13 protein-coding genes are annotated in these 24603 nt (G+C 43.4%); 1 reads left to right on the top strand and 12 read right to left on the bottom strand.

Translation table 11 applies throughout. From position 1 onward, the window contains the following. Positions 1-56: 56 nt before the first annotated feature. The 11 genes from MHH56_RS22325 to MHH56_RS22375 form a co-directional block, all read right to left on the bottom strand. Entirely contained in the window at positions 57-2363 is a 2307-nt protein-coding gene (locus tag MHH56_RS22325) for a helix-turn-helix domain-containing protein (protein ID WP_339203882.1), read from the bottom strand. A 213-nt stretch (positions 2364-2576) separates the two neighbouring features. Next, positions 2577-10139, bottom strand: a complete 7563-nt coding sequence (locus MHH56_RS22330) for a discoidin domain-containing protein (RefSeq protein ID WP_339203883.1) — start codon at positions 10137-10139, stop codon at positions 2577-2579. A gap of 50 nt (positions 10140-10189) precedes the next feature. After that, positions 10190-11755: an ABC transporter substrate-binding protein gene (locus MHH56_RS22335; RefSeq protein WP_339203884.1), complete on the bottom strand. Its 1566-nt coding sequence runs from the start codon at positions 11753-11755 to the stop codon at positions 10190-10192. 53 nt (positions 11756-11808) lie between these two features. Beyond that, positions 11809-12681, bottom strand: a complete 873-nt coding sequence (locus MHH56_RS22340; protein ID WP_339203885.1) for a carbohydrate ABC transporter permease — start codon at positions 12679-12681, stop codon at positions 11809-11811. 14 nt (positions 12682-12695) lie between these two features. Beyond that, positions 12696-13661 carry an ABC transporter permease subunit gene (locus tag MHH56_RS22345; RefSeq protein WP_339203886.1) on the bottom strand — a complete coding sequence of 322 codons (966 nt, stop codon included), beginning with the start codon at positions 13659-13661 and terminating at the stop codon, positions 12696-12698. A 459-nt stretch (positions 13662-14120) separates the two neighbouring features. Continuing rightward, a complete protein-coding gene (locus MHH56_RS22350; protein ID WP_339203887.1) occupies positions 14121-14669 on the bottom strand; it encodes an RNA 2'-phosphotransferase in 549 nt (182 codons plus the stop codon). Positions 14670-14701: 32 nt separating this feature from the next. Next, entirely contained in the window at positions 14702-15793 is a 1092-nt protein-coding gene (locus tag MHH56_RS22355) for a nitronate monooxygenase family protein (RefSeq protein WP_339203888.1), read from the bottom strand. A 159-nt stretch (positions 15794-15952) separates the two neighbouring features. Then, positions 15953-16582: a hypothetical protein gene (locus tag MHH56_RS22360; RefSeq protein ID WP_339203889.1), complete on the bottom strand. Its 630-nt coding sequence runs from the start codon at positions 16580-16582 to the stop codon at positions 15953-15955. 173 nt (positions 16583-16755) lie between these two features. Continuing rightward, positions 16756-17796 carry a serine hydrolase gene (locus MHH56_RS22365; RefSeq protein ID WP_339203890.1) on the bottom strand — a complete coding sequence of 347 codons (1041 nt, stop codon included), beginning with the start codon at positions 17794-17796 and terminating at the stop codon, positions 16756-16758. Further along, positions 17796-20084, bottom strand: coding sequence for an excinuclease ABC subunit UvrA (locus MHH56_RS22370; protein ID WP_339203891.1), 2289 nt, complete (start codon positions 20082-20084; stop codon positions 17796-17798). Before MHH56_RS22370 ends, MHH56_RS22365 begins: the two co-directional genes overlap by 1 nt. 152 nt (positions 20085-20236) lie before the next feature. Continuing rightward, entirely contained in the window at positions 20237-21172 is a 936-nt protein-coding gene (locus MHH56_RS22375; protein WP_339203892.1) for an AraC family transcriptional regulator, read from the bottom strand. Between the two features lie 178 nt (positions 21173-21350). On the opposite strand from MHH56_RS22375, the gene MHH56_RS22380 reads away from it, so the two are divergent. After that, complete coding sequence (locus MHH56_RS22380; protein WP_339203893.1) at positions 21351-21995, top strand: phosphatase PAP2 family protein; 645 nt, start codon at positions 21351-21353, stop codon at positions 21993-21995. Between the two features lie 187 nt (positions 21996-22182). On the opposite strand, the gene MHH56_RS22385 is transcribed toward MHH56_RS22380, so the two are convergent. After that, positions 22183-24582, bottom strand: a complete 2400-nt coding sequence (locus tag MHH56_RS22385) for a hypothetical protein (RefSeq protein ID WP_339203894.1) — start codon at positions 24580-24582, stop codon at positions 22183-22185. Positions 24583-24603 lie beyond the last annotated feature (21 nt).

Raw genomic sequence — 24603 nt, forward strand, 5'->3', positions numbered from 1 at the left:
ATATCACAGTTTATTGGGACTTTAGCATTAACATTTTCACAGAATTAACATAAGCCTTAGTTTGCCTTCTTCATTAGCCGGTACTGATTAGGTGACACACCATGCTTCTTCTTGAACACAGTAATGAAGTACGTACTGTTCAAAAAGCCAATTTGCTCGCTAATTTCCTTGATTCGAAGCGGAGTATGAAGCAGCAGCGATTCAGCCTCACTAAGCCGGAGGCTCGTAACATAGCTGGAAAAGGTCATCCTCATGTTCTCATTGAACAATTTACTAAAGTAAGGAACAGAGATATTGAGCGTAGCGGCGACAGCGTCTGCTGAGAGATCCCCATTTCGATAGTTCTGCTGAATATAATCACAAGCATTTTTTACCACTTCCTTGCTGTCCCTATATCGATTGCCCTTTAAATCTTGAATAATATAATCAACCAGCTCCAAACAAAATTGATGCAGTTTTTCAATATAATTCAAACCTTCGATAACGCCAATCAAGGATTCCTTCTCATACTTTGTGCAAAGAGGAGCAAAGTTCACCATATTGCGAAACTCGTTGTCGATGCTTGAACCAAGCTGCTTTAAAATAGCATACATCTCCTTAATGGAATAAAGCTTAATTTCTTTGAATATAGCTTCGATCGTTTCACGAGAGCCACTGCTATCATTGAGCTTCAAATGATTCATTAGTACATGCTCTAGCTTAATGGGATACTGAACCTGCTTGCTTAATTTAGTTTGTATTTCGTCATAGTAATAGACGCTTTCACCGCTGGCTACAAACTGGTAATGAAGAGCCTCTTTTGCTGACTCATACGATTTTGGCAACCCTTGAATCGTGCCTGCCCGAACGCCGACACCGATTTTCAATTGAAAGCTCATTAATTTTTCGACCTGATATAGAAATTCACCCATTTTAGCCTCGATGCCATTTTCTTCGTAATCATTTATGATGAAGACTAACGTATGGCTTCCCGTCACGATTTTTTCCAAGTCTGCAATATCCGCAAACACGTGCAGAGCAAGCTCATACATCGCATCGACGACAAAGCTCATTCTGTTTTCCAATTGCTCCTGCTCCAAAGCGATGATTGCCTGTTGCTCTTTAATAACCAATACGAGCACACGCAGATCGTTTGGTTTCAGTTGAATGTTAAGCTTGCTGAAGTTCAGTGCAATATCGCCCTCATCCATCCGTCCCTCATGATTAAGCATATCTCTAAGAAAAGCAGCTTTTAATCGATTACGATCCTTTACAGCCGAATCTTCAAGCGTCGTTACTTTTTGGATAAGCCCTTTGAATACATCGCTCATATATTCAACATCATCGTAGCTCTCTTCTTCAGAATAAGAAGGATGATTGAATTTAATCATTTTAACTATTTTGCCGAAGGGCGTATAAATTTTATTAAGGAGCAGCACCGTGGCTGCAATACTTACAATCAGAATAATCATGGAAATCATAATAATATTTTTGAGTACAGCAAGATTGTCCTTGGCCAAATATTCATAGCTGGTCGTATTAATGAGATACCATTCCAATTTGTCATTGTAAACGTAGGTGACAAGCGATTTCACGCCATCCACACTGCCTATAAAATTAGCGGATTTTGCATCTGCATGAATAACCTTATTAATGTAGGCTTGGTCGCTGGTATCGTGAAGAAATAGCTCTGGCTTTGAGCCATTAATAATATTCAATCCGTTTTTATCCACGATAATGAAGTTGGAGTACACAGAGTTGCCCATTTTATTAAACAGTTCCAAAATCGCGTTCAGCTCCAAATTGATAAAAATCGCATAGCCGTTTTTTGACCCTGAATATGTAAAAATCAAGGAAAGCAAGTTGTTGTCATAGGCTTTGGATTCATAAATATAGCTCTGCTTATGAGGCAAAAATATCATTTTCTTCATTTGCTTCCGAACCTCAATGAGAGAAGGCGCATTTTTATCTATCGTTTGAATGGTTACATTCTTGCGAATCGTATGTATAAACCGGTCCTTCTCACCATTATAAAGATAAATCGAATTGATAGATTTGTTCGTAATTACGATATCGTTAATTCTGTTTTGAACCTTGAGGGAGTCCAATGGGCTTAGCTTATTCGAATAGAGACCTTTTATTACTTCGCTATCATTTAGAAGCTGTTCACCTATTTGAAATACCCTCTCATATAATGCCTCAATGTTATAGTCGGTTTGAGAGAGCAATCTCTTGTACATGACAGAGGTATGCTTATCAATAATTCTAGTATTGTTATCGTAATTCAGAATGGAAATCGTAATAATCGCTATTACAAAAATAACAACATTCGCAACGATTATTCGACTTAAGAAACTTCCGCGCGTCTTTAAAGGCTTCAACATCGAACCATCCCTGTCTTTTATTTTTGTAAACGTTTTCAAACCCTCTAACAATGAGCCGCATCGCAACAAGAATATACTCTTTATCTTGAAATAACGTCAAGTTCTACTTTGACTTTCTACTTATTTAATAACGAATTCAAATCCAAAAGCGCTTGGATACCTCTTTGTAAAAAGAAGGCCAAGCGCTTTCGATTTGTTGCTTCTGAGTCTGCTTTAATCCATTAGTCTAACAATTGCCTGAGCACCTTCCGCACGAGTAGCTAGACCTTGAGGCTGAAATTGATTTTGTCCTACGCCTTCAAGAATTCCTAGGTCAAGAGCGGCATTTACGGAGTCTCTTGCCCACTCATGAATCTGATCACTATCCGCAAATTGGCTTTGCTTAGCTGCTTCGGCTTTCTTGCCCGTTTTCACCTCATATGCTCGAACGATCATAACCGCCATTTCTTCGCGTGTTATCGTTTCATGAGGCGCAAATCGGGTTAGGCTTCGACCTGTCGCAATTCCGGCATTGCAGGCCGTTACTACCGCGGATTCGTACCATGCGTCTTTCTCCAAATCCGTAAACGATGTTGTCCCTTCAGTTTGCAATCCTAATGCACGAACCAACATTGTGATAAACTGAGCACGGGTTATTTTAGCTTGCGGCGCAAACTGTGTTGCATTCACACCAGTCACGATGCCTTTAGCTGCTAACCTCCTAATCGCCTGAGCTGCCCAGTGACTTTGAGGAACGTCACTGAATGACTTCTCGAAAGAGAGCACCCCATAAAGGCTTAAATGATTGATTTGCGTTTCAAGCAAACCATTGTTTTGTTTGCTCCGTAAAAATTCAAGCTCCCCATCTTCCTTGATGTAATAAATAGAAACCAAATCGCTTAAGTCTTCTTCAAATGCTGTAAGCTTTAACGTAATAGGCTCAGCTAAGGTGTTCAGCTTCTTCCGCTCAACCTGATTTAAACTAGCTGCTGCCAGAGACAAATCATAGATATGACTTGATGCAGCAATAGCCGCATGTGCCTTGTTGGATGACTCCTTCAGCAAACGATCAACGTCCGCTTGCGCTTTCTTCGTAAATAAGAAAGCGATAAAGTCATGCTTCTGATCCTTCGCCAGCTCAAGCAGCTGAGCAATGACTTTGCCCGTTAACTCCAGTGATATACCATCAGCTTGGAATACGAGTTTATTCAGATCCTGAAGCCCCTTAGTATTTGCAGGAATCAGCACCTCCTTAACACCTTTTTGAATGGCTATAATAGCCTTTCCGTTTTCGGATTTGAGCTCAGATATGATCTGCTGCTCCTTACTTACACTAACGGATCCTTGACCTTCCCCTGTCGGCGTTCCCGTCTCAGGATCAGTCGGGCCGTGCACAACAGTGAAATGGATGACATAGATAAGCTTAGTTATACCATCCTCGGCTGTCACTTCTATTGAAGTTGTTCCCGGCAGACCTGCGGCTGGACTTAACTTGACAGTCGCCTGGCTATCCGATGTGTTGACTGTAACATTCGGTACCGAATGCATTCCAGCCGGCAGTGTCACATCATAAGTCAGCTTGTTTTTCTCGAAAGAAATGATCGCTTCATTATTAATGCTTATCCCGCTGAGTGCTGCATCGGTACTTGGAAGCACCGCATTCGATTGTTTCAGCAATTTCGCATCCGCAAAGTTCCCATGATCGCTGACAACGCTATTGCCGCCATCAGTTACAATTAGCTTCAGCTCGCGTTTACCTGTGATGTTTACATTAATCTTCTTCGCTGCTGTACGGCTTTCCATGACATCACTATCAAAGAGCTTCTGACCATCTGCCCATACTTGGAAGGCCAATTTACCTACGTTAGTTTCTTGATCGACGCCTACGTAGGCTTCAAAGCTCTCAAAGCCCAATCCATCGATGTCATATACAATTTCCGAGTTTGCATGTGTGCCAATGCCTTTTGCATACGACTTGCTTCCCATGCCGTCAAATAAGGTTAATACATTACCTTGAATGCTGGAATCTTTTTTGACTTCCCCCCAGCCTGTCGTCGCCGAAGTCCAGTTCATATCGCTTAGATAGGTTGGCACATCGGCATAGCTAACGCTGTAATCATCATGATCGTCTAGTCTGACATTGATTGTGTTCATATACGCAGCAGCTAATGTAATCGGTTTGCTAATGGAATTCGCCTCTATCCAGCCCGGGAATGCAGCGGGATGCGACCAGATCGAATTGATCTCAAACCGAATGGTTCCATCTGGATTGACCGAGCTTTTGACCGAGCCATAACCATCTCCTTGTGCTGTAATACGTTTGCCCGTCTCGCCCAAAATCAAGGAAGCATAGTTAAAATTGTTCTTCGAGGCAACAAAGTCAGCTGTCCCGCGCTGCCCGGCATCATCTTTGCCATATTTGCTGAAATTTTTCTCATCCTGCGACCATGCCCAAGTCGGCTTCACACCGTACTGTTCATTTCCTTCGCCTCTAACCCGGAATGCCGTTCCTTCGTTTCTCCCAACCTGATCCTCTGGATAGGTCGACCATAGACCATTGCGATTCCATGTTATGCGGTCTGCTTTGGCTGCAATATCGAAGGCAACGCCAATAGAGTCATAGACAGCAGGCAGGTTTGTAACGGTATACGTGGTGGAAATCAACCCGCTCCCGTCAATGGATAACACAAACAATACTCCCGTTTGACCATAACTGCCGGCAATGTTCACGATTGCCTCGTTTCCAACAGTCATGCTGTTCATGCTCGAGAAAGTCCATGAGCCAAGGTTGGACGTAAAGCCCATATTCAAATAAGGACCCCCGGTAATGATCGTTTCTCCTTTATATGTTCCTTCTTGAATCATACCTGTTGCATTATTGAACACCAGTTTAAAGTCTTGCCCCGTAATAGTGGTTGCTGTATCATCCTTCGTAATGGCTGGGGCGCTACCCTCCGCGCCTGTGAAATGGAATATTTTGTTGCCGATACTTAGTTTATACTCATCCACTAATCGATTAGCCTTGTACCGATCGCTTTGGTAAAACTTCAAGCTCACGTTATCACCGAGCTTCCATGCTCTAGCCGGTATAATCAAATGACCGCTGGACATCGGTTCAATGGAAGGACCCGTTAACGTGCCTGATTGATTGCCGACCGTCCATTCGACCTTGATTTCGTTCAGATTCGTATGGTTAAAGCGGTTCTCAATCGGAAGGCTTAGCGGGGTTCTCGCACCTGGATTCGGCAAGGAATTGGCATTAATTCGAATCGGCGAATAAGCCTTCTTCACGTTCCAGTACTCTGGTTTCTCCCGATTCCATGAATCCATAATTCCCCATTCCACTCTAAAACCGCAAACGGCTGTCTCGCAATAGGTCGTTAAATCCCGAGAATGCCAGATTGCACCTCCCAGAGCACCATCTGAGCCATTTATATTGTCCCAAGAGCGCTTGATGGACTCACCGTAGAAATCTTCGAAGGCAGGATCATCATTAAACCAGTCTTCATAATACACATACAGATGTGCGTACTCATCCACGATTTCCGGCTTATCAAGTCCTCCAAATTTCAAGCTATTATCCACATAATGAACGCTGAATAGGTCATTATATTGGCTCGGAGCGTTGTAACCGAAACTCGATTTAATCACACGCGTCGGATCAACGGCCTTCACATAATCATGGGTTGCTGCCACATTGCTTCCCCAACCGCTCTCGTTCGTGAGTGACCAGATTACGACGCTTGGGTGGCTTCGATCCTTCTCAATCGTTTCAGAGAATTGACCCATGAAATAACTTAGGTAATTCGCATCATTCAACCGAGGACCATTGACGAACATGACGGAATTTTCCTGCTCGACATACAAGCCGATTTCATCCGCATAATCCAGCACGTATTCGAATTGCGGCCAATGAGAAGCCCGAATATAATTGATATTGCCATCCTTGAGCTTTAACAAGGATTCCTTGTCATGCTCTGGATCAACTGCAACTCCTGCTGAGGGAGAGGATTGATGCCAATTGACACCACGGAGCTTGACTTCTTTTCCGTTGACCAGCATCTTATTCCCGACAACCTTAATCGTTCGAAAGCCGATCTTGCGAGTAATCGTTTGCACGATTTTACCGTCTTCCTTAATATTCGCAACCAGCTTATAAAGGTTTGGATGCTCTGCATCCCATTTCTGCGGATTTTTCACTGGAATGCTTACCGTTCGATTAAGATGCTGTGGATCCAATGCAATGACCCCTGGCTCGATGGGTACGATTTGTCCATCCGGATCAATTAAAGTAAGCTCGACAAGAGAATCAGACTCACTTCCATAAATCATTCCGACAGAAACGTTTAACATCGCATCGGTATAAGTTCCGTCAAAGATCGTTTCTGCATGCAAGCGGGTCAAGTAATTATGAGGCAGCGCAAACAGCTTCACTTCACCAATCAACCCTCGAACATGCTGATACTCGACGAAGCCCTTCTCAGCCGTAATGCCTACGGTTATCCATGCGTTTTCGCCGGGTGTTACATAATCTGTAATATCACAATCAAACGTTGTAAAACCGCCGCGATGCGTACGAACGAGCTTTCCGTTCACCCAAATTCTAGCGACATTAAACGCCGCTTCGAAACGCAGCATAACCCGTTGCCCTTGAAAGTCCTGCGGAATTGAAACGGATTTCTTATACACATTCTCGATATTTCGGTCTGGGAACCAGTCACCGCCCTGTTTACCGCGAATATCGAACCCGAGCACCTCTAAATTTGCCGGCACCTTAGCATCAGACCATGTCGAAGGTTCAACACTGTTTTTCCAAAATCCTTGTTCTGGCGTTTGTGTAAACTTCCAAGTTCCGCTTAAATTGATTACGGGATTCTGAACGCCGTTTACAGAATCAGGAAAAGGCGCAATGATCGGTCTCGCCCAGCCGTTCGTCGATGGTCCTACAGGTACTTCTGGCATCTCTTCACTTGGATATCCGAGAACTTTGAACTCCGATATTCCCGTTTTGCTTCCAAGTTCGAAATCCGTAATGGTTATCCGAACATAACGCCTTGCTGCATCAAGAAAACGATCCGTACTCACTTGCTCTCTATCCGAAGCGCTCGTTTGATCGACAGCCGGGTACCAATTCATGGCATCCGAAGACACTTCGATTTTGTACTTGTAATTTTTGCTGTCCCTCCAAGTCACTGACGTACCCGTCAATTCATAATCCGCGCCTAGATCAACCTGAAGCCATTGACCTTTCCCTGAGTTGCTGGCAACCCATGCGGTATCAACATTTCCATCTACGGCTTGAGCGGCCAAGCTTGCACTTTCTTCAGAAGAGGCTGTTGCCGCCTTACCTAGCGCTGCATTCGTTTCTTCTATGCTGATGCTGTATGAAAAATTGATAGCCGTGCTTTTATGTCCGTCTGCATTGGCATATGCTCTGATAGCCAAATCCTGCGTAATCGCAATAGGCTGTGTATAGAGCTTCTTCGCTGCCGAAACGATCGGATCCGAACCATCGATTGTGTAATAGATGGATGCACCCGCTACTGAACTAGATAATGCAACAGCAGTATTCTCATTTACGATACCCGGCTCTGGGTTTGCTGATATCGCCACAACCTGATACAAGAATGAGCGGACTTCGCTTTCTTCCTTCCCTACTGCTTTCGCATACGCCTTAATCGTTATCGTCGAGTCTATTGAAGAAGCGATGAGAGGAACTCCGGTCGAATAAAGCTGCTTGCTTAAAGATGTTATGGGATCGCTCCCATCAGTCGTGTAGTAGATGGCGGCATTAGGTTCTAAAGTGGATAGTCCGATCCGAGTACCCTCAGCAACTACTTTAGATGATACATCTGCTTGAACAGGAAATGCTTTGGATGTGTTATACAGCTCAAATTCCCATACCGCAGCAGCCAGGCCGACTTTCGCTACTTGATGCAACCTAACGTACCGAGTACTTTGCACCTCAAATTTATACCATAGATCCTCTAAGTCTGTATTGCTATTCTCCGTAGCTACCGTCTTCCAATCGGTTCCATTATTCGAAACATCAATCGTAAATTGAGTAATATAGTTTTGATGATTTGGATTTTTGCGTAAGACCGCATAATTGACTGGCTGTTGATTACCGAGATCGACAATCAAATCCCATACGCCAGCTTGCTCTGGTTGAGCGTAGGTTGTCATGTCACCATCAATGGCTCGCCCTGCTACGTTGCCCCAACCCGCTTCAACCGTCATCGAGGCATCGGATCCCCTTGCTAGGTTGGGATACGCTGACAAGTCTTCAGTCGGAATCGTGTAATGGAGCGTCTGTATCTCACTTACCCCTCCGCCTTTCTCATCTACTGCGACTACCTTTATGCTTACAGTACTGTTGATCGTTAGCGGTTCAGAATAGAGTATTCTATTCTGAGATGTCGATGGATCGCTTCCGTCAATCGTATAGTAAATTGAGGCGGTTGCCGGCGTACTTCTAAGCGTAACCTTAGTGCCTTTAATAACGGAACCGGAATCTGGCGAAACCGAGAGCAGTGGAACAATCGCTGGGTCCGAATAAAGCTCGAGCTCGCCGATCCTCACTGCCGGCCAATCAGATCCTTCCTTTGCCTTCTTCGTAACGCGAATCCGAACATACTTCGCTTGAACGGAAGATAGGAGTATCCGATCCGTGATAATAGACGTATTGTCTGTGACCGTGTCAGCTATCAGCCATGGTCCGTCCGGATTCCCTGTACTGTACTCCAGTTGAAAGTCCTGCGTTGTTAAATCACCTGAAGCGGCATGCTTGACGATCCACCTAGAAATGTCATAAGTATCTCCCAAATCAACCATCGCCCATTCGTTGGATAATGGGCTTGATCTCCAACCCGTATCGCTTGTTGACCACATGGTATCCATAGATCCATCTGTCATATAGCTAGGCGAATGCTGCGATAACGAGCTGCTGGCCGTTACACTCTTGCCAAGCGCTACATTCCCTTTCACCCTATCCTTCGGTATTTGATATGTTAATGTCAAAATGTCACTTATGCTTCCTCCCAGCTCATCGATAGCAACTGCTTTAATCGTTATGTCGCTATCGATCGTAAGCGGCTCATTGTAGAGCTGCTTGCTTGAAGAGAGTGTTGGATCACTGTCATCCGTCGTGTAATAAATGGCTGCAGCTGCGATCGAGCTCGTAAGCGTCACTTTGGTTCCTCTCTCAACAAGACCCGATGGGAAATCAGCTGATATTTCCGGCACCTCCGTAGCAGACGAATACAGCTCTAATTCGCCAATTCTAACGGCTGGCCAATCGGCTCCATCTGACGTTTTCTTCGTAATGTGAAGCCTCACAAATCTTGCACTAACCGCTTGATCCAATACGCGGTCCGTGAAACGAGTGGTATTCGCGGTCACGGTATCCGCCGTTTGCCATGGCCCGTTATCCGAATCTGTACTGTATTCGAGCTGATAGTCACTTGTCACCAGAGTATCAGCACCACCGCTCTTCACGACCCAACGAGAAATCGCATAAGTTTCTCCAAGATCCACAACTGCCCATTCATCCGTAATTGGGCTCGTAGCATATCCGGTATCACTCGTTGACCACATCGTGTCCATCGAGCCGTCTGCCAAATAGCTTGGTGAATGCTGGGCAAGCGAGCTGCTTGCCGTTACTGCCTTGCCTAATGCCAAATTGCCTGTATTCGCTGCTGCTGAAACCTGAATGGGCTGTGCATTCCAAGACACAACACTACTAGATAGAATGACTAAGCTTAGAAAGAAATGAAGCAGAAACCTTCCTCTTCGCATTTCGAATGGGCCTCCTTTACCACTTATCGGTCAAGTCATCTTACTTTTACTCATTTTGACGCTTGATTTGCTTTGAAATCATTGAATTGCTTCTGTACTTCAGCGATTATTTTATCGATTCCAGCTGACTTCAGCTTGCTCTTAAATTCAGGATAAAACTTTTCATAGTCGATGAAGCCAGAATACGCAGCACCCACATACTCCGCCCCAACCGCGTCAATTTGAGCAATTTCGGATTTCACCGGATCAGCGTTGAAACGGAAGCCAAGTGTAGGCGCAACGACGGAACCATTATCCCATACCTTCAAGTTCTCAATGTAGCTCGGATCAACATTTTTACTAAAATGCTTCATGCGGATATCATCCCATGCCCAGTAAACCTGATTGTAGGTGGAGTTCTCAGCAATGCCTTCAACCGAAACCGCATCACCGTCAAGCTTATAATTCACGTCTTTAACGCCATAAGAGAACAGATCATAATTCTGTTGATTGCTTCTGAACCAGTTAATAAAGGCCATAGCTCCTTCGCTGTTCTTGCTGGTCGAGAAAATAGACAATAGATTTCCAGCTGCATCAAAAACATATTTAGGTTTTTCCGGATTTAAGAATACATCCTCCAGCTTGCCGTTTGGCAGCGTTTGTTTGAAGGCATCGATACGCTCTGATGTCTTAAGAACATTTGACCATGTCGCTGCGATTTTGCCATTGTTGAGTGCGGTTTCAGAATCTTTAATCTCCTGTGCATCTTTCGGCATCCAGCCATTCAAATACCATCTTCTTTTTGTTTCTACTATTTTTCTGAAAATATCAGATTCAAAAAAGCTTTTAACTTCCAAATTCGGATCTGCCGGGTCAATGTAAGCTGGACCTGCGCCGTTATCGCCAAGAGGCAAATAGACATCGCCAAATTCTCTCAATAAGGCGCGATTGTTATCATTTGCAATTGGAACCATGTCAGGCTCATTTTTCTTAATCGTATCTAAGTAGGCTTCGAAATCTGCTAATGTTTTAATTGGAGCCAGATTGTATTTCTCTCTTAAATCGCCGCGGATGACAAAAAAGTTATTGTTCTCAGCAGTCGGAACTAGAGTAGGAATGCCGTATATCTTATTATCAATAGATACGCTCAAGAAATTAGCAGCCGGTATGCTTTCTTTCAGCTGCATGCCTTGCTCATCGAGTAGATCATTGAGAGGAATGATGACATTTTTGGCCGTAATTTGCGACAGCCAGCTTACATGCGTCCAGGCCATATCATAATCCTCTCCTGAAGCGGCAATTAGATTAAGCTTGTTTGAATACTGATCCCATGGGAAATATGTAAATTGCAATTTGATGTTAAGTCCATCTGCTTTCAGCTTCTCTTCCATCGCCTTTTGAACGCCTGCCATATCCTTCGGTTGATCGCCTGGCAGAACAATTTTTACCGTTCCTACAGGCTTGGAGGTTTCTTCCGTAACATCGGGCTTCTCAGCACCCTCCTTATTTCCCGTCGTTGTTGCAGGGGCATTTGTTTGTTTGTTGCCCCCTTCATTAGACGAGCATGCAGCTAACATGCTAAGCAATAAAACGATAACCATGACGAAACCCGATACTCTAATCTGTACTTTTTTCAATTGAATACCTCCCTATTTTCTCTTCTATAATGAACCTATTGCTAGGCTGCAACCTATCCTTTAACCGCTCCGATCATGATCCCTTTAATGAAATACTTTTGAACAAAAGGATACACAAGGACGATCGGCCCGATGGTAACGAGCACCATAGCCATTTGTGCAGAGTCAGAAGGCAATGTACTGTTGCCTACTCCGTAATTGCCGCCAGAGCTCATATAATTGATCATGGATTGAATTTTAAACAACATGAATTGAAGTGGATATAATTCACGGCTATCGATGAGCCACAGGGCTAAATTCCAGTCATTCCAGTAAGCTAAAGCGTAAAAAAGAGCGATAGTCGCTATAATGGGCGCCGATAGAGGGAGTATTATTTTTCTGAAAATATAAAGCGGGCTTGCTCCTTCTATTTCTGCTGATTCCATAAGCGCCGGCGGCAATGACTTAAAGTAATTTCGCACGAGAAAAACATTAAACGGGCTCACCAGCATCGGTAAAATTAGCGCGAAAATAGAATCTTTTAGATGCAGATACTTCGTAATGAATATATACCATGGAACAAGTCCCGCGTTGAATATCATCGGAATAAACACGAGAAGCGCGATAGCATTTCTGTACTTTACCTTCTGAACCGCAATCGCATAGGCTAGCATAGAGGTAATCAACAGACTTAGGAGGGTTCCTAAGACGGTCACGGCAATAGAGATCGTATAGGCGTTATAGATCTCACTGCTTGAGAAAATCAGTCTATAAGCATCCAGCGAGAAGCGGTCAGGAATGAATCGATATCCATTTTTTACAATCGAGTTCTCATTCGTGATCGACACGATAATGGTGAGTATAAAAGGTATCGTCGTAAACAGACAAAATGCAAGGAAAATGACATGGAATAGAATTTGCGCTGCTCTTCCATTATGGTTGCTCACTACTCCACCCCGATCTAAAACAATGAATGGTCATCGTTATATTTTTTTACTGCCCAGTTGCATGCAACAACGGTAATAAATCCGCATACCGATTGATAGAGTCCCACAGCAGCCGGCATGCTGATGTCGCCTACCGATTTAACTGCTCTGAACACATAAGTATCGATAACGTCCGTCGTTGCGAAGAGCAGCCCGTTATCACCAACGATGGAATAGATAGTTTGAAAATCACCGTAAAACATTTTACCCACCGACAATAACGTAAGAATAATAATCGTTGGTACTAATAACGGCAGCGTAATGTAACGGACCTTTTGCCATCTTCCTGCGCCGTCCAGAGCCGCAGCCTCATAAAGCTCATCGTCGATCCCAACGATCGTAGCTAAATACATAACCACCGCATACCCCGTATTTTTCCAAATAAATACACCGACCAGAATAGAAACCCAGTACTGCGCGTTAGAATACCAATCAATCGTTGAAAGGTGCCATGTGTCCAACAGCTGATTCGCAATGCCGTATTTGGTACTGAAGACCAAATAAACGAAGTTCCCAACAACGATTGCGGAGAAGAAATACGGCAAGAACATAAGGCTTTGGTACAGCCTCTTGAGCAGACCATTTCTTAATTCATTTAGCAATAAGGCAAAAGCTACGGAGAACAGCGTACCGAAAACAATGTAATTGGCATTAATAAACAGCGTGTTAAATGTGGTTCTCCATGCGTATTCTCCATGAAAGAAAAACTTGAAGTTATTGAGCCCTACCCACTTGCTCCCAAACATACCCTCAAGAAAATTGTAATCTTTAAAGGCAATGACTAAGCCCGGAAGCGGCATATAGCTGAAAACTAAGAAAAACAATATTCCCGGCAGCGCCATCATGTAATACCAGCCATTTTTCCACAGTTCATAAAACAAACCTCTTTTTGATTTGCGCACCTGATAATCCTTACTTGTAATTAGTGATACCTGACTCAAATGATTTCTCCCTTCTGCCTGCGGCTTGTTTGTAAGCGTTTTATATTTACAATGCGATCATAGGGTTTGGAACCCCTTTTTGAAAATATCTCATTCCACAGAAAGGTTAATTTTTTTATGATTTGGGGCTTCATTTTTTTATGAAGATATAAATTTATTATGTTTCTTCCGAAAAAATCGAAATAAGGAAGAGAAATTTATAGATGGATTGTAATATAAAGTGCGACACCTAGGAATGCACAAAAAAGCCCATGATCGGATTTGTGTAAAATGGAGGTTTTCACACCACCATAATTACAGAAAAATCCAACATGAGCTACTCTCATAATAACGTCATTTCTATGATGCTAAGCGATGATATTGAATTTAATAAAAGGAACGAGGAAAAAAGAGCCGTTTCCAAAAAAATGGTGTGTAAATTGGGTGAAAGTTGGTTCAGTTTTGCTTTGAATTCATTGTTTACAGCTTCACAAAGATACAGGAAGGCGGTATAAAATCAGAAAGCCAAACGCCATTATTAGCTAAATAAAAGCTGACGCCAAGAGATAATGCAAGCTCGGTGTTAACATGAAGAATGACGAGTTCTCCTCGCCTTTTTCCTGCAAGTGTTGCAAAATCAAGCGATTCCGAAAGATGAACATATTGTCTTCCCATTGGCTTTAAACCTTCAGCTAAAATAATATTCGAAACCTTAGTGTTCGTACCATGAAACAAGAGGGCAGGGGGCTTCGCCTCTTTATAAGTTATTCTTTCAACGCTGTGCCCATAGTTTGCACGAATAAAGGCACCGACAATTTCATATCGCTGCTTCTTACAATGGCGAACGACCTGCTCAATATCACTATTTTGAATGCTGCTCCATCTTGCTTCATTCCGAATGGAGGAAACGAAATCATCCAGTTTACAAAATCCCTCTTGGTCTAAAGTAATGCCAAAAGCATCAGGTGAATGTCTTAAAATTTTACTCATGAACTTACTTAGAGATTCTTCTTGTTTTTCCGTTAACATTTTGTTGTCCCTCCTTTTTTCGGAAATTCATGTTATTGGGACTTGCCCGTCTCACAAATGGAAAGTGCTTGCCGAATCGTCTCCGCAACAATATCCTCCGCAGTTTGGCCAGAAGTAAGCATCCTCGTTCCTTGACCAGCCCATAGGGACATATATTCTGAATTGTTTTGGCTGCTTGCAGCGTTTCTTATATCACGAGTCACGGTGTTTTGCGTAGGAAACGGAAGGGGCTCGATCCCGTTCTCTTCCCATTGCTTAACAAATGAATTACGTATGCCTCTAGCTGGTCGACCCGAGAAAGCTTTCGTAATAACCGTGCTCTCCTCTGTACTTTTCAGCAGAGCCTGCTTATAAACCTCATGCGCACCAGATTCAATCGCTGTAAGAAATCGCGTCCCCATCTGGACTCCCTGTGCTCCTAAAATAAGTGACGCTACTAAACCTCGTCCATCCATAATGCCACCCGCAGCAATGACTGGAATGCTCACACGATCTACAATTTGCGGTATCAAAGCAAATGTTCCAATATTTGCACCCAGCTGATGTTCGGTTATATCAAACGTTCCTCGATGTCCGCCCGCTTCGCTGCCTTGGGCAACTATCGCATCGCAGCCTGCTTGCTCCGCCAGAAGCGCTTCGTTCACCGTAGTTACCATCGCTACAACAAGAAGATTAGCCTCTTTAGCTTGCCGCAAGAAAGGCTCCGGAAGAATACCGAATGCTGTGCTGATTACAGGAACCTTCTCTTCGAGCAAAACAGCCATTTGTTGGTCAAAACGATCGGGAGTCGTCACATGTTCCGCACTCGCATGAGAAATTCCAAGCACATTCCGCATAAGGTTTAACTCTCGCTGAACTTCTCCAATTCGAGTATTGTGATCCGAAGTTTGCGTCGCAAACAGATTAACTGCAAAAGGCTTATCTGTCAGCTTGCGGATTTCATTAATCGCTTCTCGAATGGCAGCCGGCTCCATATATGCAGCACCAAGCTTTCCTAGACCACCTGCATTCGATACTGCTGCTACCAACTTTGCAGTTGATGGCCCGCCAGCCATTCCAGCTAAAAAAAGCGGATAACGAATATTAAACCGTTGGCAAAGCTCAGTATGTAGATTTATATTCATGTTTTCTTCTCCAATTTGTTATGATTTTTGAATCATTAGCATCAACCCATTTATTATTCTTATTCTCTTAAATTGTACACTTTTTATGATCTTTGATCGATTTTATCATATAAAAAAAACGCAGCCTAATCAGGCTGCGTTAAATCCTATCCTCGTTATTTATTCTAAGCCATGCTCATTCCGAATGTCATACAATCCTTGAATTAGCAGCTCCCCTGGATCCCGATTCAACTGCAAATGTGTTAGCAATAGATGCAAAGAAACAGCACATACGTTATTTCCATCTATGATTTCTGGAAAACCCACTTCAAAAATCGGACCGTGGTCTTCCTTCCAAGCCAGCCCCGCATGTACCTGTTCCGGAGCAAACTCTTCTGTTACAGCTTTTATACATTGCGGTACGAGTACTTTGTCTATGATCTCTTTAGCCTCATCTTCATTCGTAGCCGGTTTAGGAAGAGGCTTGCCACCTTCTGTCTCCATAAGATCGACGAAAAAAGAAGCCAACCATACGGCTGGATCATTATCCGATTGGAATCTAGCGATTAACTCGCGCAGAAAAAATCCGCACGAATACACACTGCCCGATTCATCCTTCACGTTAAATACAAAAACCGGGCCGTAATCTACGAAATTTGATACCTGTGCTTCAACCTCGTTAAAGTGCATTTTTAACGCTACAAGTCCATTATGGTGAACAGCCTTTATAAGCTCAGCCCATTTCTCCTCGGACATCGCAGCTTCCTTATTATTTACTTCCTCGTTGGTTGTCTCATTATTCGTTGTCATCGTCTCACCTGTCTCCTATCCTACTATCATCTCTTAAAGCAGGCTATATTTAGCTATCTCGTAGGGTAACTCTTCTTCAATACGATTATGGAATACCACAAATGCTACATCTAATATTATAGGCATGTGTCAATCAGACTAGCAAACACTATACGATAGCAAATAGAGGATATTCAACGGATTATTACAGAGGGAATGATGCAATTTTTAATCAGAGGCCATATATCACGAGGTTTGCTGACGATTTTGGAAGCTATGGTTACTATCAAATCTTTGGCCGGAATGCAAACAATAGCATTGCCTCCATCACCCATTGCCATATATGCAAAATACCCATCCTCTTCCTGCAGCCACCACAAATAACCGTATTTGTTCGCATTCATTGCGATCGACTCATCATGCCATGTTTTGGAGACGATCTGTTTATCCTCCCAAATACCGTCATTTAAATATAGAAATCCAAAACGCGCCATGTCTCTGAGCGTTAAACAAAGCCCCCAACCCCCTGTCGAATTTCCGTTAGGGTCATGAATCCATCCTTTTAGGTTTTTCCCAAATACATCTTCGAGACCAAATGATTTCATTTGGCGATCAGCAATGATTTTCATCCCAATTGGCCCAAACAACTGCTCATTTGCAAACTCACGAGCGCTTTTACCTGTCGTGCGTGTCAATATAACCGACAGCAGATGTGCACCCGCAGTACAATACTGAAACTCGCCCATTCGCCCTTTTTGTCCTAATAGGTCAAGCGTATATTGGGTCCAATTCTTTTGCCTCCGCAGTCTGTCCAGCGGCTCCCTCACTCCCCCTCCTGGTTTCCATGTAAAAGGAAATGGCGCCGTCATCGTGAGAAGCTGCCGGATCGTTACCGCCCGCTTCTGAATGTCGCTAGCATCGGAAACATATTCGGGAAAGAAATCCAGTATCTTTTCGTCTACACTTTTGATAAATCCTTTGTCAATAGCTATGCCGATGAGGGCAGATGTCACGCTTTTCGTTACCGAAGCTACATGATGGGTATCACTAGCGATAAAGCTGTTTTCATACTTTTCAAAGGCGATATAACCCTTATGCACAACAACAATACCATTTAGATTGCTATATTGGGTTTTAATTAAATGGTTAAGTTCGGAGAACTTCTCTGTGTCCAAGCCGAGAGCTGCTGGCTCCCTCGTCCGCCACTCTGTTGTTGGCCAGTAATCTCTTTGCATTATAGATACCTCCCGGTTAAGGACTTTGGATTTCCTTTCAGCACATCGGGTGAACCTTCTGCAATAATATAACCTCCTTCTGGGCCGCCACCTGGTCCAAGTTCTATCATCCAGTCGCAGGAAGCGAGAACAGCCGGGTTATGCTCAACAACGATTACAGAATTCCCATTTGCTACAAGCTCGTCTAACAATTCGATGAGCTTTGCGGTATCATACAGACTAAGACCAGTAGTAGGCTCATCCAGTATATACAGGGTATTCCCTTTCCGCCTTCGGCCAATCTCTTTAGCGAGTTTAATTCTTTGCGCTTCACCGCCACTTAAAGTGGGAGTGGGCTGGCCCAGTTTTAAGTATCCGAGCCCCATTCGATCCATTACTTTCAAAGCTGTCACAATCACCTTGTTGTCTTCAAAGAAAACAACCGATTCCGAGACGCTCAGTTCAAGAATGTCATAAATATTTTTACCTTTGTATTCGACCGATAACGTGTCATGGTTAAACCTTTTCCCATAGCATGCTGTGCATGGTTTTTCTATTTTCAAATTGCCGCCCAGCCAGATTGCCGTATGTCCACTGCCGTAGCATTCCGAACAAGCCCCTTTCGAGTTGAATGAGAAGTGGCCTGAAAATAATTTCCGCTTCACGGCTGCCGGCTGTTTGGCAAACAGGCTGCGAATTTTATCCCAAATGCCTATATAAGATGCAGGATTGGAGCTCGAGCTCCTGCCTATAGGTGCCTGTGATATTTCGGCATAGCCACAAATATGCTCCAAGCCCTCCAGCCTATCCGCAACCATTTGAGTCATCATGGCTTCTACCTCATTGCCCATTTCGGTTTCTTCGTTGCCATCCTGCTTATTACGAAAATAGTTTTTCAGGAGAGGAAGCAGTGTATTTGAAATCAGCGAGCTTTTACCGCTTCCCGACATACCTGCAATCCCGACCATTACACCTAAAGGAATAGCTGCTGTCACATTCTTGAGGTTGTTCGTTTTGGCATGTCGAATGGTCAGACTAGGTACTGTTTCAATACACGGATGTTTAGTTCTGGACGGCATGGGCATTTTGCCTGAAAGATATTGGCCAGTGATAGACTCCTTGCACTCGAGCAATCCTTCTAAATCACCCTCATAAATAACCTTTCCACCTTCAATACCCGCCATGGGTCCTATGTCAATAATGTGCTCAGCTATTTTGATTGCATTACTATGGTGCTCTACAACAATCACCGTGTTGCCCAGGTCTTTGAGTTCTTGTATAAATTTTAAAACATCCAATTTTTCAGACTCATGCAGTCCTGCAGTAGGTTCGTCGAGAACATAGATCATTGAATCCATTTTTGCATCCAAATGTGAATGCAGAAATAATCGCTGTATTTCACCACCACTCAAAGTTGGCATTTCTCTGTAAAGGGACAGATGGCCGAGGCGTGCTTTAATCAAATTATTCGTTTTAAGCAATATTTCTTGCAGCAAGTTTTTCCCCATCATCGTGAACGTGTTTTGCTGGGACAAATCTTCAAGTAATTCATTCACTTCTGAGATTGTCATCCGCCCAAGTTGACCGATATGCTTGCCATTTAACAGCACCGCTCTTGCTTCTTCACCCACTCTAAATCCATGGCACTCGGAACATACAATATTAGCATACACACCATTTAACGGTTCTCCTCTATGAAGGCGAGTATGAAATATGTTCGTTAAACAGGCGCTTCGTTTTTCAGAATTGCCGTTTGCATAATGCCCATAGATGATTTCTCCCCTTACTTCTTCTGGCAGCTGTAAGAAAGGAATAGCTAAATATGAATGGAACTTCCTTTGAAATAATCGCAAATAACCAGGAGTTAAGCCGACTCCATCAAGAGCCTGCTCCAAAGTCATACGGCTATCTGAAACAAGTTTTTCCATGTCAACTTCAAAATACGATCCTCGCCCAGAGCACTTGATACACATTCCATTTGGAGAAAGGTTGGAAAAATAACTTGGCGACAATCGCTCCTCGCTATTTCCGCATTCTAAGCAGAATAGGTTGTCATTCACAGCTGTTCCGCAGTTGGAGCAAAGGATTGACCCTTCTCCAGCATAGAGCAGTGCCAGCCTATTCATAATATTGGTCTTTGAGCCTACGGTTGAGCGCGTGTTGCTTTGACAGATCGTATTTTGCTGCACGGCTATGGCTGGGCTTAAGCCTTGTATACTGTCGAATTTGTCTTCATTATCAAGCCCAGCAACAATACCTAAGGATTGCAAGTATTGCTTGCGTCCTTCCTCAAAAATAATATCAAACACAAGGCTGGATTTGCCTGATCCGCTGACGCCAGTTGCTGCCACCAGCTTGTTTTTTGGAATTGAAATGTCGATGTTCTTGAGGTTATGCATTCGTGCCCCTTTTATCGTTATGGTTTTCTGCTCCATTTCATCGCCCCTTATTCTAGATTTGACTATGCAAGAGGTCCTACTGGCAAATAAATATCTACGAAATGTTTTGTTTGTGGGTTTGGGTCTGGTTCGCTGACATATACTTCAAAACTTGAAGTGTCACGAGGAAGATAACCGCTTTGGGGCAGCCATTCGCCGCATAAATAGTCCCAAGCCTCACTATACTCATTTTGGTATATTTCAAAATGACCTACAGCGTATTTGCCGGAAGGTATAATCATGATTCCGACATCACTATCCCCTTTTTCGATGACCTTCGCAGCACTGCTTGGGATTGTCACACAAAGGCTGGTTCTTCTATGATGATCCTCTGTAATTTCCGGATGATCATGATAGATCGTCAACACTTTTATGCTGCTCGAATCGATGAGGTTCCATTTGCTTAAATAAGCGAACAGCTGTCGCATGAGTGATTGAAAAACAAGTTTTAATTGTTCATAGCTGCCAAGATGTCTCACATAGGCAACATTCATGTCGCCAATCGTCTCAATGGTTACCTTTCCTTTTACCTTATTTTCATCATCCTTTTTTGTCATTTTCAGCATACTTTCATGATAAGGAGATATTTTTATCAAGTCTTTGCAATTCTTGCGATGTTGATTTCTATAATAGCTCGGGCTTACACCATAATAATTTTTAAACGCCCGTGAAAAAATCGCAGTATCCGTAAAACCAAATTGATAAGCGATAGCCGTAACTGTCCTATCTGGCCGATGAATGAGAAAATTTAATGCTTTCTCCAGCTTCACTCGATTTACGTATTGCAGCAATGATTCATTCACGATCCCTTTAAAAATTTTATGAAAGTGATACTTTGAAAACCCGGCAATGGAAGCAAGCTCATCTAGTGAAAGAGAATCACATACATTTGCTTCTATATAATCCTGCACTTTATGAATGCGACGCAAATACTCTTTTTTACTTTGAGAAATTGTCATATATGATCCCTCCGCACCTTCAGGAGCAACATTACTCCATTACAGAATACAGAATAACATATGTTAAAATATGTTTTTCCAAAAACGAATTAAATAATGTATTACATTTGTGTATTGTTCTGGCATCAGATGAAGTTTAGAATGAATAAAACTTCAAGAGAAGCGAGTGAGGACTAAAATGAGAATGTGGATTGAAAAATGGAAACACCTTTTAGGCATTCTTTCCATTCCTCTTCAGGGGTTTATTTATATGGGGATTGCCAGCAATGTTGGACCAGACATTATTTTGGATTATTTTTGGATAGATACGTTAATTCCTTTTGTAAAATGGTTTATCTTCCCTTATATAAGCTGGATGCCCGTTTTATATCTTAGCTTTTTGTATCTGGCTATTAAACATCGCAGTATTTATTGGCGTACTCTATTGATCTATAATATTTCCGTCATGGCGTGCAATGTTGTTTTCTGGTTTTTTGCTACCCTTGTACCTCGGCCCGATGTTGATGGCGCTGACTTGGCAAGCAGGCTTGTTAATTTTATTTACGAGTCTGACGCACCCTTTAACTGTTTTCCAAGTGTCCACTGCTTAACGAGTTATTTGCTATTCATAACTTTGAAACGTGAATTAGTTGTCAAACTGTCTGTTAGAGTCTTTATGTACATTTTGTTGTGGCTTATTATCATTTCAACTGTCTTCACCAAGCAGCATGCACTCATTGATGTATTTGGGGGAATTCTCTTCGCTGAAGTGACATACCAGATTGTCCATTATATCTCATCTCGAAATCAGCGGCGTGACAAGCTGGCTACTACAAGTATGTAGTAATGGACTTATGATCATTACAAAGGGCTGGAAAGTCGAGGTAACAAAAGGGAGGACCATCCCAGAAATCGGAATTGGGTTTAACTGGAAAAATTACATAATGGGGAGTAGGTTTCCTGCAAACTTGCTTCCTCCAAAGAAGACCGTTCCCCTATTATGCATAGGAAAACGGCCGCCGCTTAATTTACTATTTTACTACTTCTTCCCGTTCTCCCCAAGTCGTCACTCTGACGCTAACTAGAGGCTTCGGATCGCCTTCGAATTTACAACTGAATGATAGCGGCTGTCCACCCGTTCTTACGATTGGCGCATCGGCGGAAGCATGAATGGTTCTTAGCAGATTCCAGTTCTGATCATAAACTTTACCGATTCTGTCACCTTCACAAACGAGATATTGGTTCACGAAAACTTCTGTATCAAACGTCATATAAACACCATTCGTATAAAAAGTTGGACGTTTAATCGAAGCATCATCGTTACCATATGAAGGAATGACACGCAGCGTAAATTTTAGCGGTTGATCCGCATAACGGTTGAAATACGTCCAATCTGCTCCCCCTGGCTGGCCTGGCTGCAGCTCCGCCGGGTTGCATACGAGCGGTTTTGAGATATGGACAGGGTATAAATTCCACTTCCCTTCACTTGAGGCTTCCAAATGCCAGTCGCTTTTCGGATCCTTCAACCGTTCCCGTTGTTCGGATGTGAAGGCGCCGACTTGTCTTGCTGTCTCCCACTCGCGCACGGATGTAAATACCGACTCGATGTTACCGTTACGACCAAGCACCTGCATATCGGCAACTAAAGCAAAACCAGCGTTGAAACCTGCCGCTTTCGATAATACCCACTCTATTTCATCAGGTGACGTCGCTTCGAACTGATCGGAAGCAGAACGAACAAGAAACCATCCAAGCATTGACGGAATGAAGTTACGGGCAAAATACCGCTGGTTGGTAAGCCGCCATTCAAGCTGCCCTTCACGTGTTGCAGCACCCCAAGGCTCGCCCCAATTGAACCTTGTGAATACATGCCACAAATAGTTCGGAACGACAATGCTAGCATCGTTAATAACTTCTTCTCCCCAGCCGTCATAACACATTTTCACAAAACGATTCACTCCGTACCCGTCATGACCTGTTGCATAGCAGCCTTCCAAACCATCAAATGATATTTGCTTCAAGCCTGTTTTCATAAATAGATCGTTGATGCGAACGCAATATTCGTCCTGCAGCTCAATGTTCGGGAAAAATACATCGTAAGGGTGATCCCATAGTCGACCTATAAGCGTACCACTTTCATGCGTCGCGATGGTTGTTCCATTTGCTCCACGCTTAACGCCTGTAATCTTCCACGGCGCGCTTTCTGTAACTCCATCATATTCGATTTGTTCACTTCCGATTTGTGCTGTATGCCGGAACAAATGTAGTTGAAACGGCGCGGGATCATCAATCTCGATACAATCTGCTTCTAAGTCGACCATTGCAACTAATCGCGACATACCTGCCATTTGCAGCCTTTCATCCGGCACTGGCGTTACATAGGAATCATTTAATGTCGTAAAGTTGGATAGTGTATGCACGCCGACATGAACACCCTCACCTTCTGCCATTGCCACAGAAGACTTTAAACCCTCATCCCCATTCGGGAAGCTTTTTGGCTTCAGAGCGAAATGTCCCCAATTGATGAAAGGATCGGGATGATACACGTATTTGAGACCAGCCATTTTCGTAAAACGTATGGCTTCGGACATTGTAGATTCAGAGAAATCTGTAATCAGGTAGGATTGGTTTGCCATAGGCGATATTTTACCCCAGACCCCTTCGATCATAGGATGAGGCAGCCCTTCTCCAATCTCAATCGCTTCAATCGTCTCAAGCACATGCTGTAACTCACAACCGAACAAAGCAATACTTGTTCCAACGATTGATGCGTCGTCCCCACTTATGGGCGCTACTTGAACAAGCGGTAAGTTCCATGCCGGACGACGAAAGCTCTTCAACCGATTTCTAGCAAATGCCTGCAGCAGGCTTCCTTCGCTTGTCGGCCATGCTGCGCAAACATCATACTCGAATTTACTATCGGATATTTGCTGACTGTCAGGATCCGGCTTTACGTTCCCGTTGTCCGAATAACTTTGCTGCACATTTTCCAATCGATCAAGCTCGATCGGCCACCCCCCAACAGTCTTGATATTCAATGCCTGAAGGCCGATTGCGAATTGTCCATTATGAACGACACCAACCGATTCACCGATTGAACCGGCAACCGTTGTCATATACGGTCCCCATATGACACCATCCACATCGGCGCCTTCAATACGCTGAATCTCAAATGTCGCATACTGCGATTTTTCTACTATTAATACATCGACCACAGCACCGCTATCTGCAAATTCAAATGTTATTAGCCCCAGTACCGCATTCAAGGATGCCTGCGAAGGCACTTCCATTCGACCATCGATGACAATGCGTATAAGCACAGTAGTTTGCGAAGTTGATGCATACGCGTGATCCCTACTATCGTTCATAGCTGTGATTTGACCTTTTTCGTTCAACTGCAATTTTAAGGCTCCAGCGTTTATGGTATACATAGTTCTCTTATCTCCCTGCTG

The sequence above is a fragment of the Paenibacillus sp. FSL K6-3182 genome, assembly GCF_037976325.1.
Taxonomy (GTDB): domain Bacteria; phylum Bacillota; class Bacilli; order Paenibacillales; family Paenibacillaceae; genus Pristimantibacillus.

Coding starts and splice junctions, on each gene's coding strand:
- MHH56_RS22360 (WP_339203889.1), bottom strand. CDS start 16,582: ATGACAACGAATAATGAGACAACCAACGAGGAAGTAAATAATAAGGAA.
- MHH56_RS22350 (WP_339203887.1), bottom strand. CDS start 14,669: ATGTTAACGGAAAAACAAGAAGAATCTCTAAGTAAGTTCATGAGTAAA.
- MHH56_RS22365 (WP_339203890.1), bottom strand. CDS start 17,796: ATGCAAAGAGATTACTGGCCAACAACAGAGTGGCGGACGAGGGAGCCA.
- MHH56_RS22330 (WP_339203883.1), bottom strand. CDS start 10,139: ATGCGAAGAGGAAGGTTTCTGCTTCATTTCTTTCTAAGCTTAGTCATT.
- MHH56_RS22325 (WP_339203882.1), bottom strand. CDS start 2,363: ATGTTGAAGCCTTTAAAGACGCGCGGAAGTTTCTTAAGTCGAATAATC.
- MHH56_RS22380 (WP_339203893.1), top strand. CDS start 21,351: ATGAGAATGTGGATTGAAAAATGGAAACACCTTTTAGGCATTCTTTCC.
- MHH56_RS22385 (WP_339203894.1), bottom strand. CDS start 24,582: ATGTATACCATAAACGCTGGAGCCTTAAAATTGCAGTTGAACGAAAAA.
- MHH56_RS22355 (WP_339203888.1), bottom strand. CDS start 15,793: ATGAATATAAATCTACATACTGAGCTTTGCCAACGGTTTAATATTCGT.
- MHH56_RS22375 (WP_339203892.1), bottom strand. CDS start 21,172: ATGACAATTTCTCAAAGTAAAAAAGAGTATTTGCGTCGCATTCATAAA.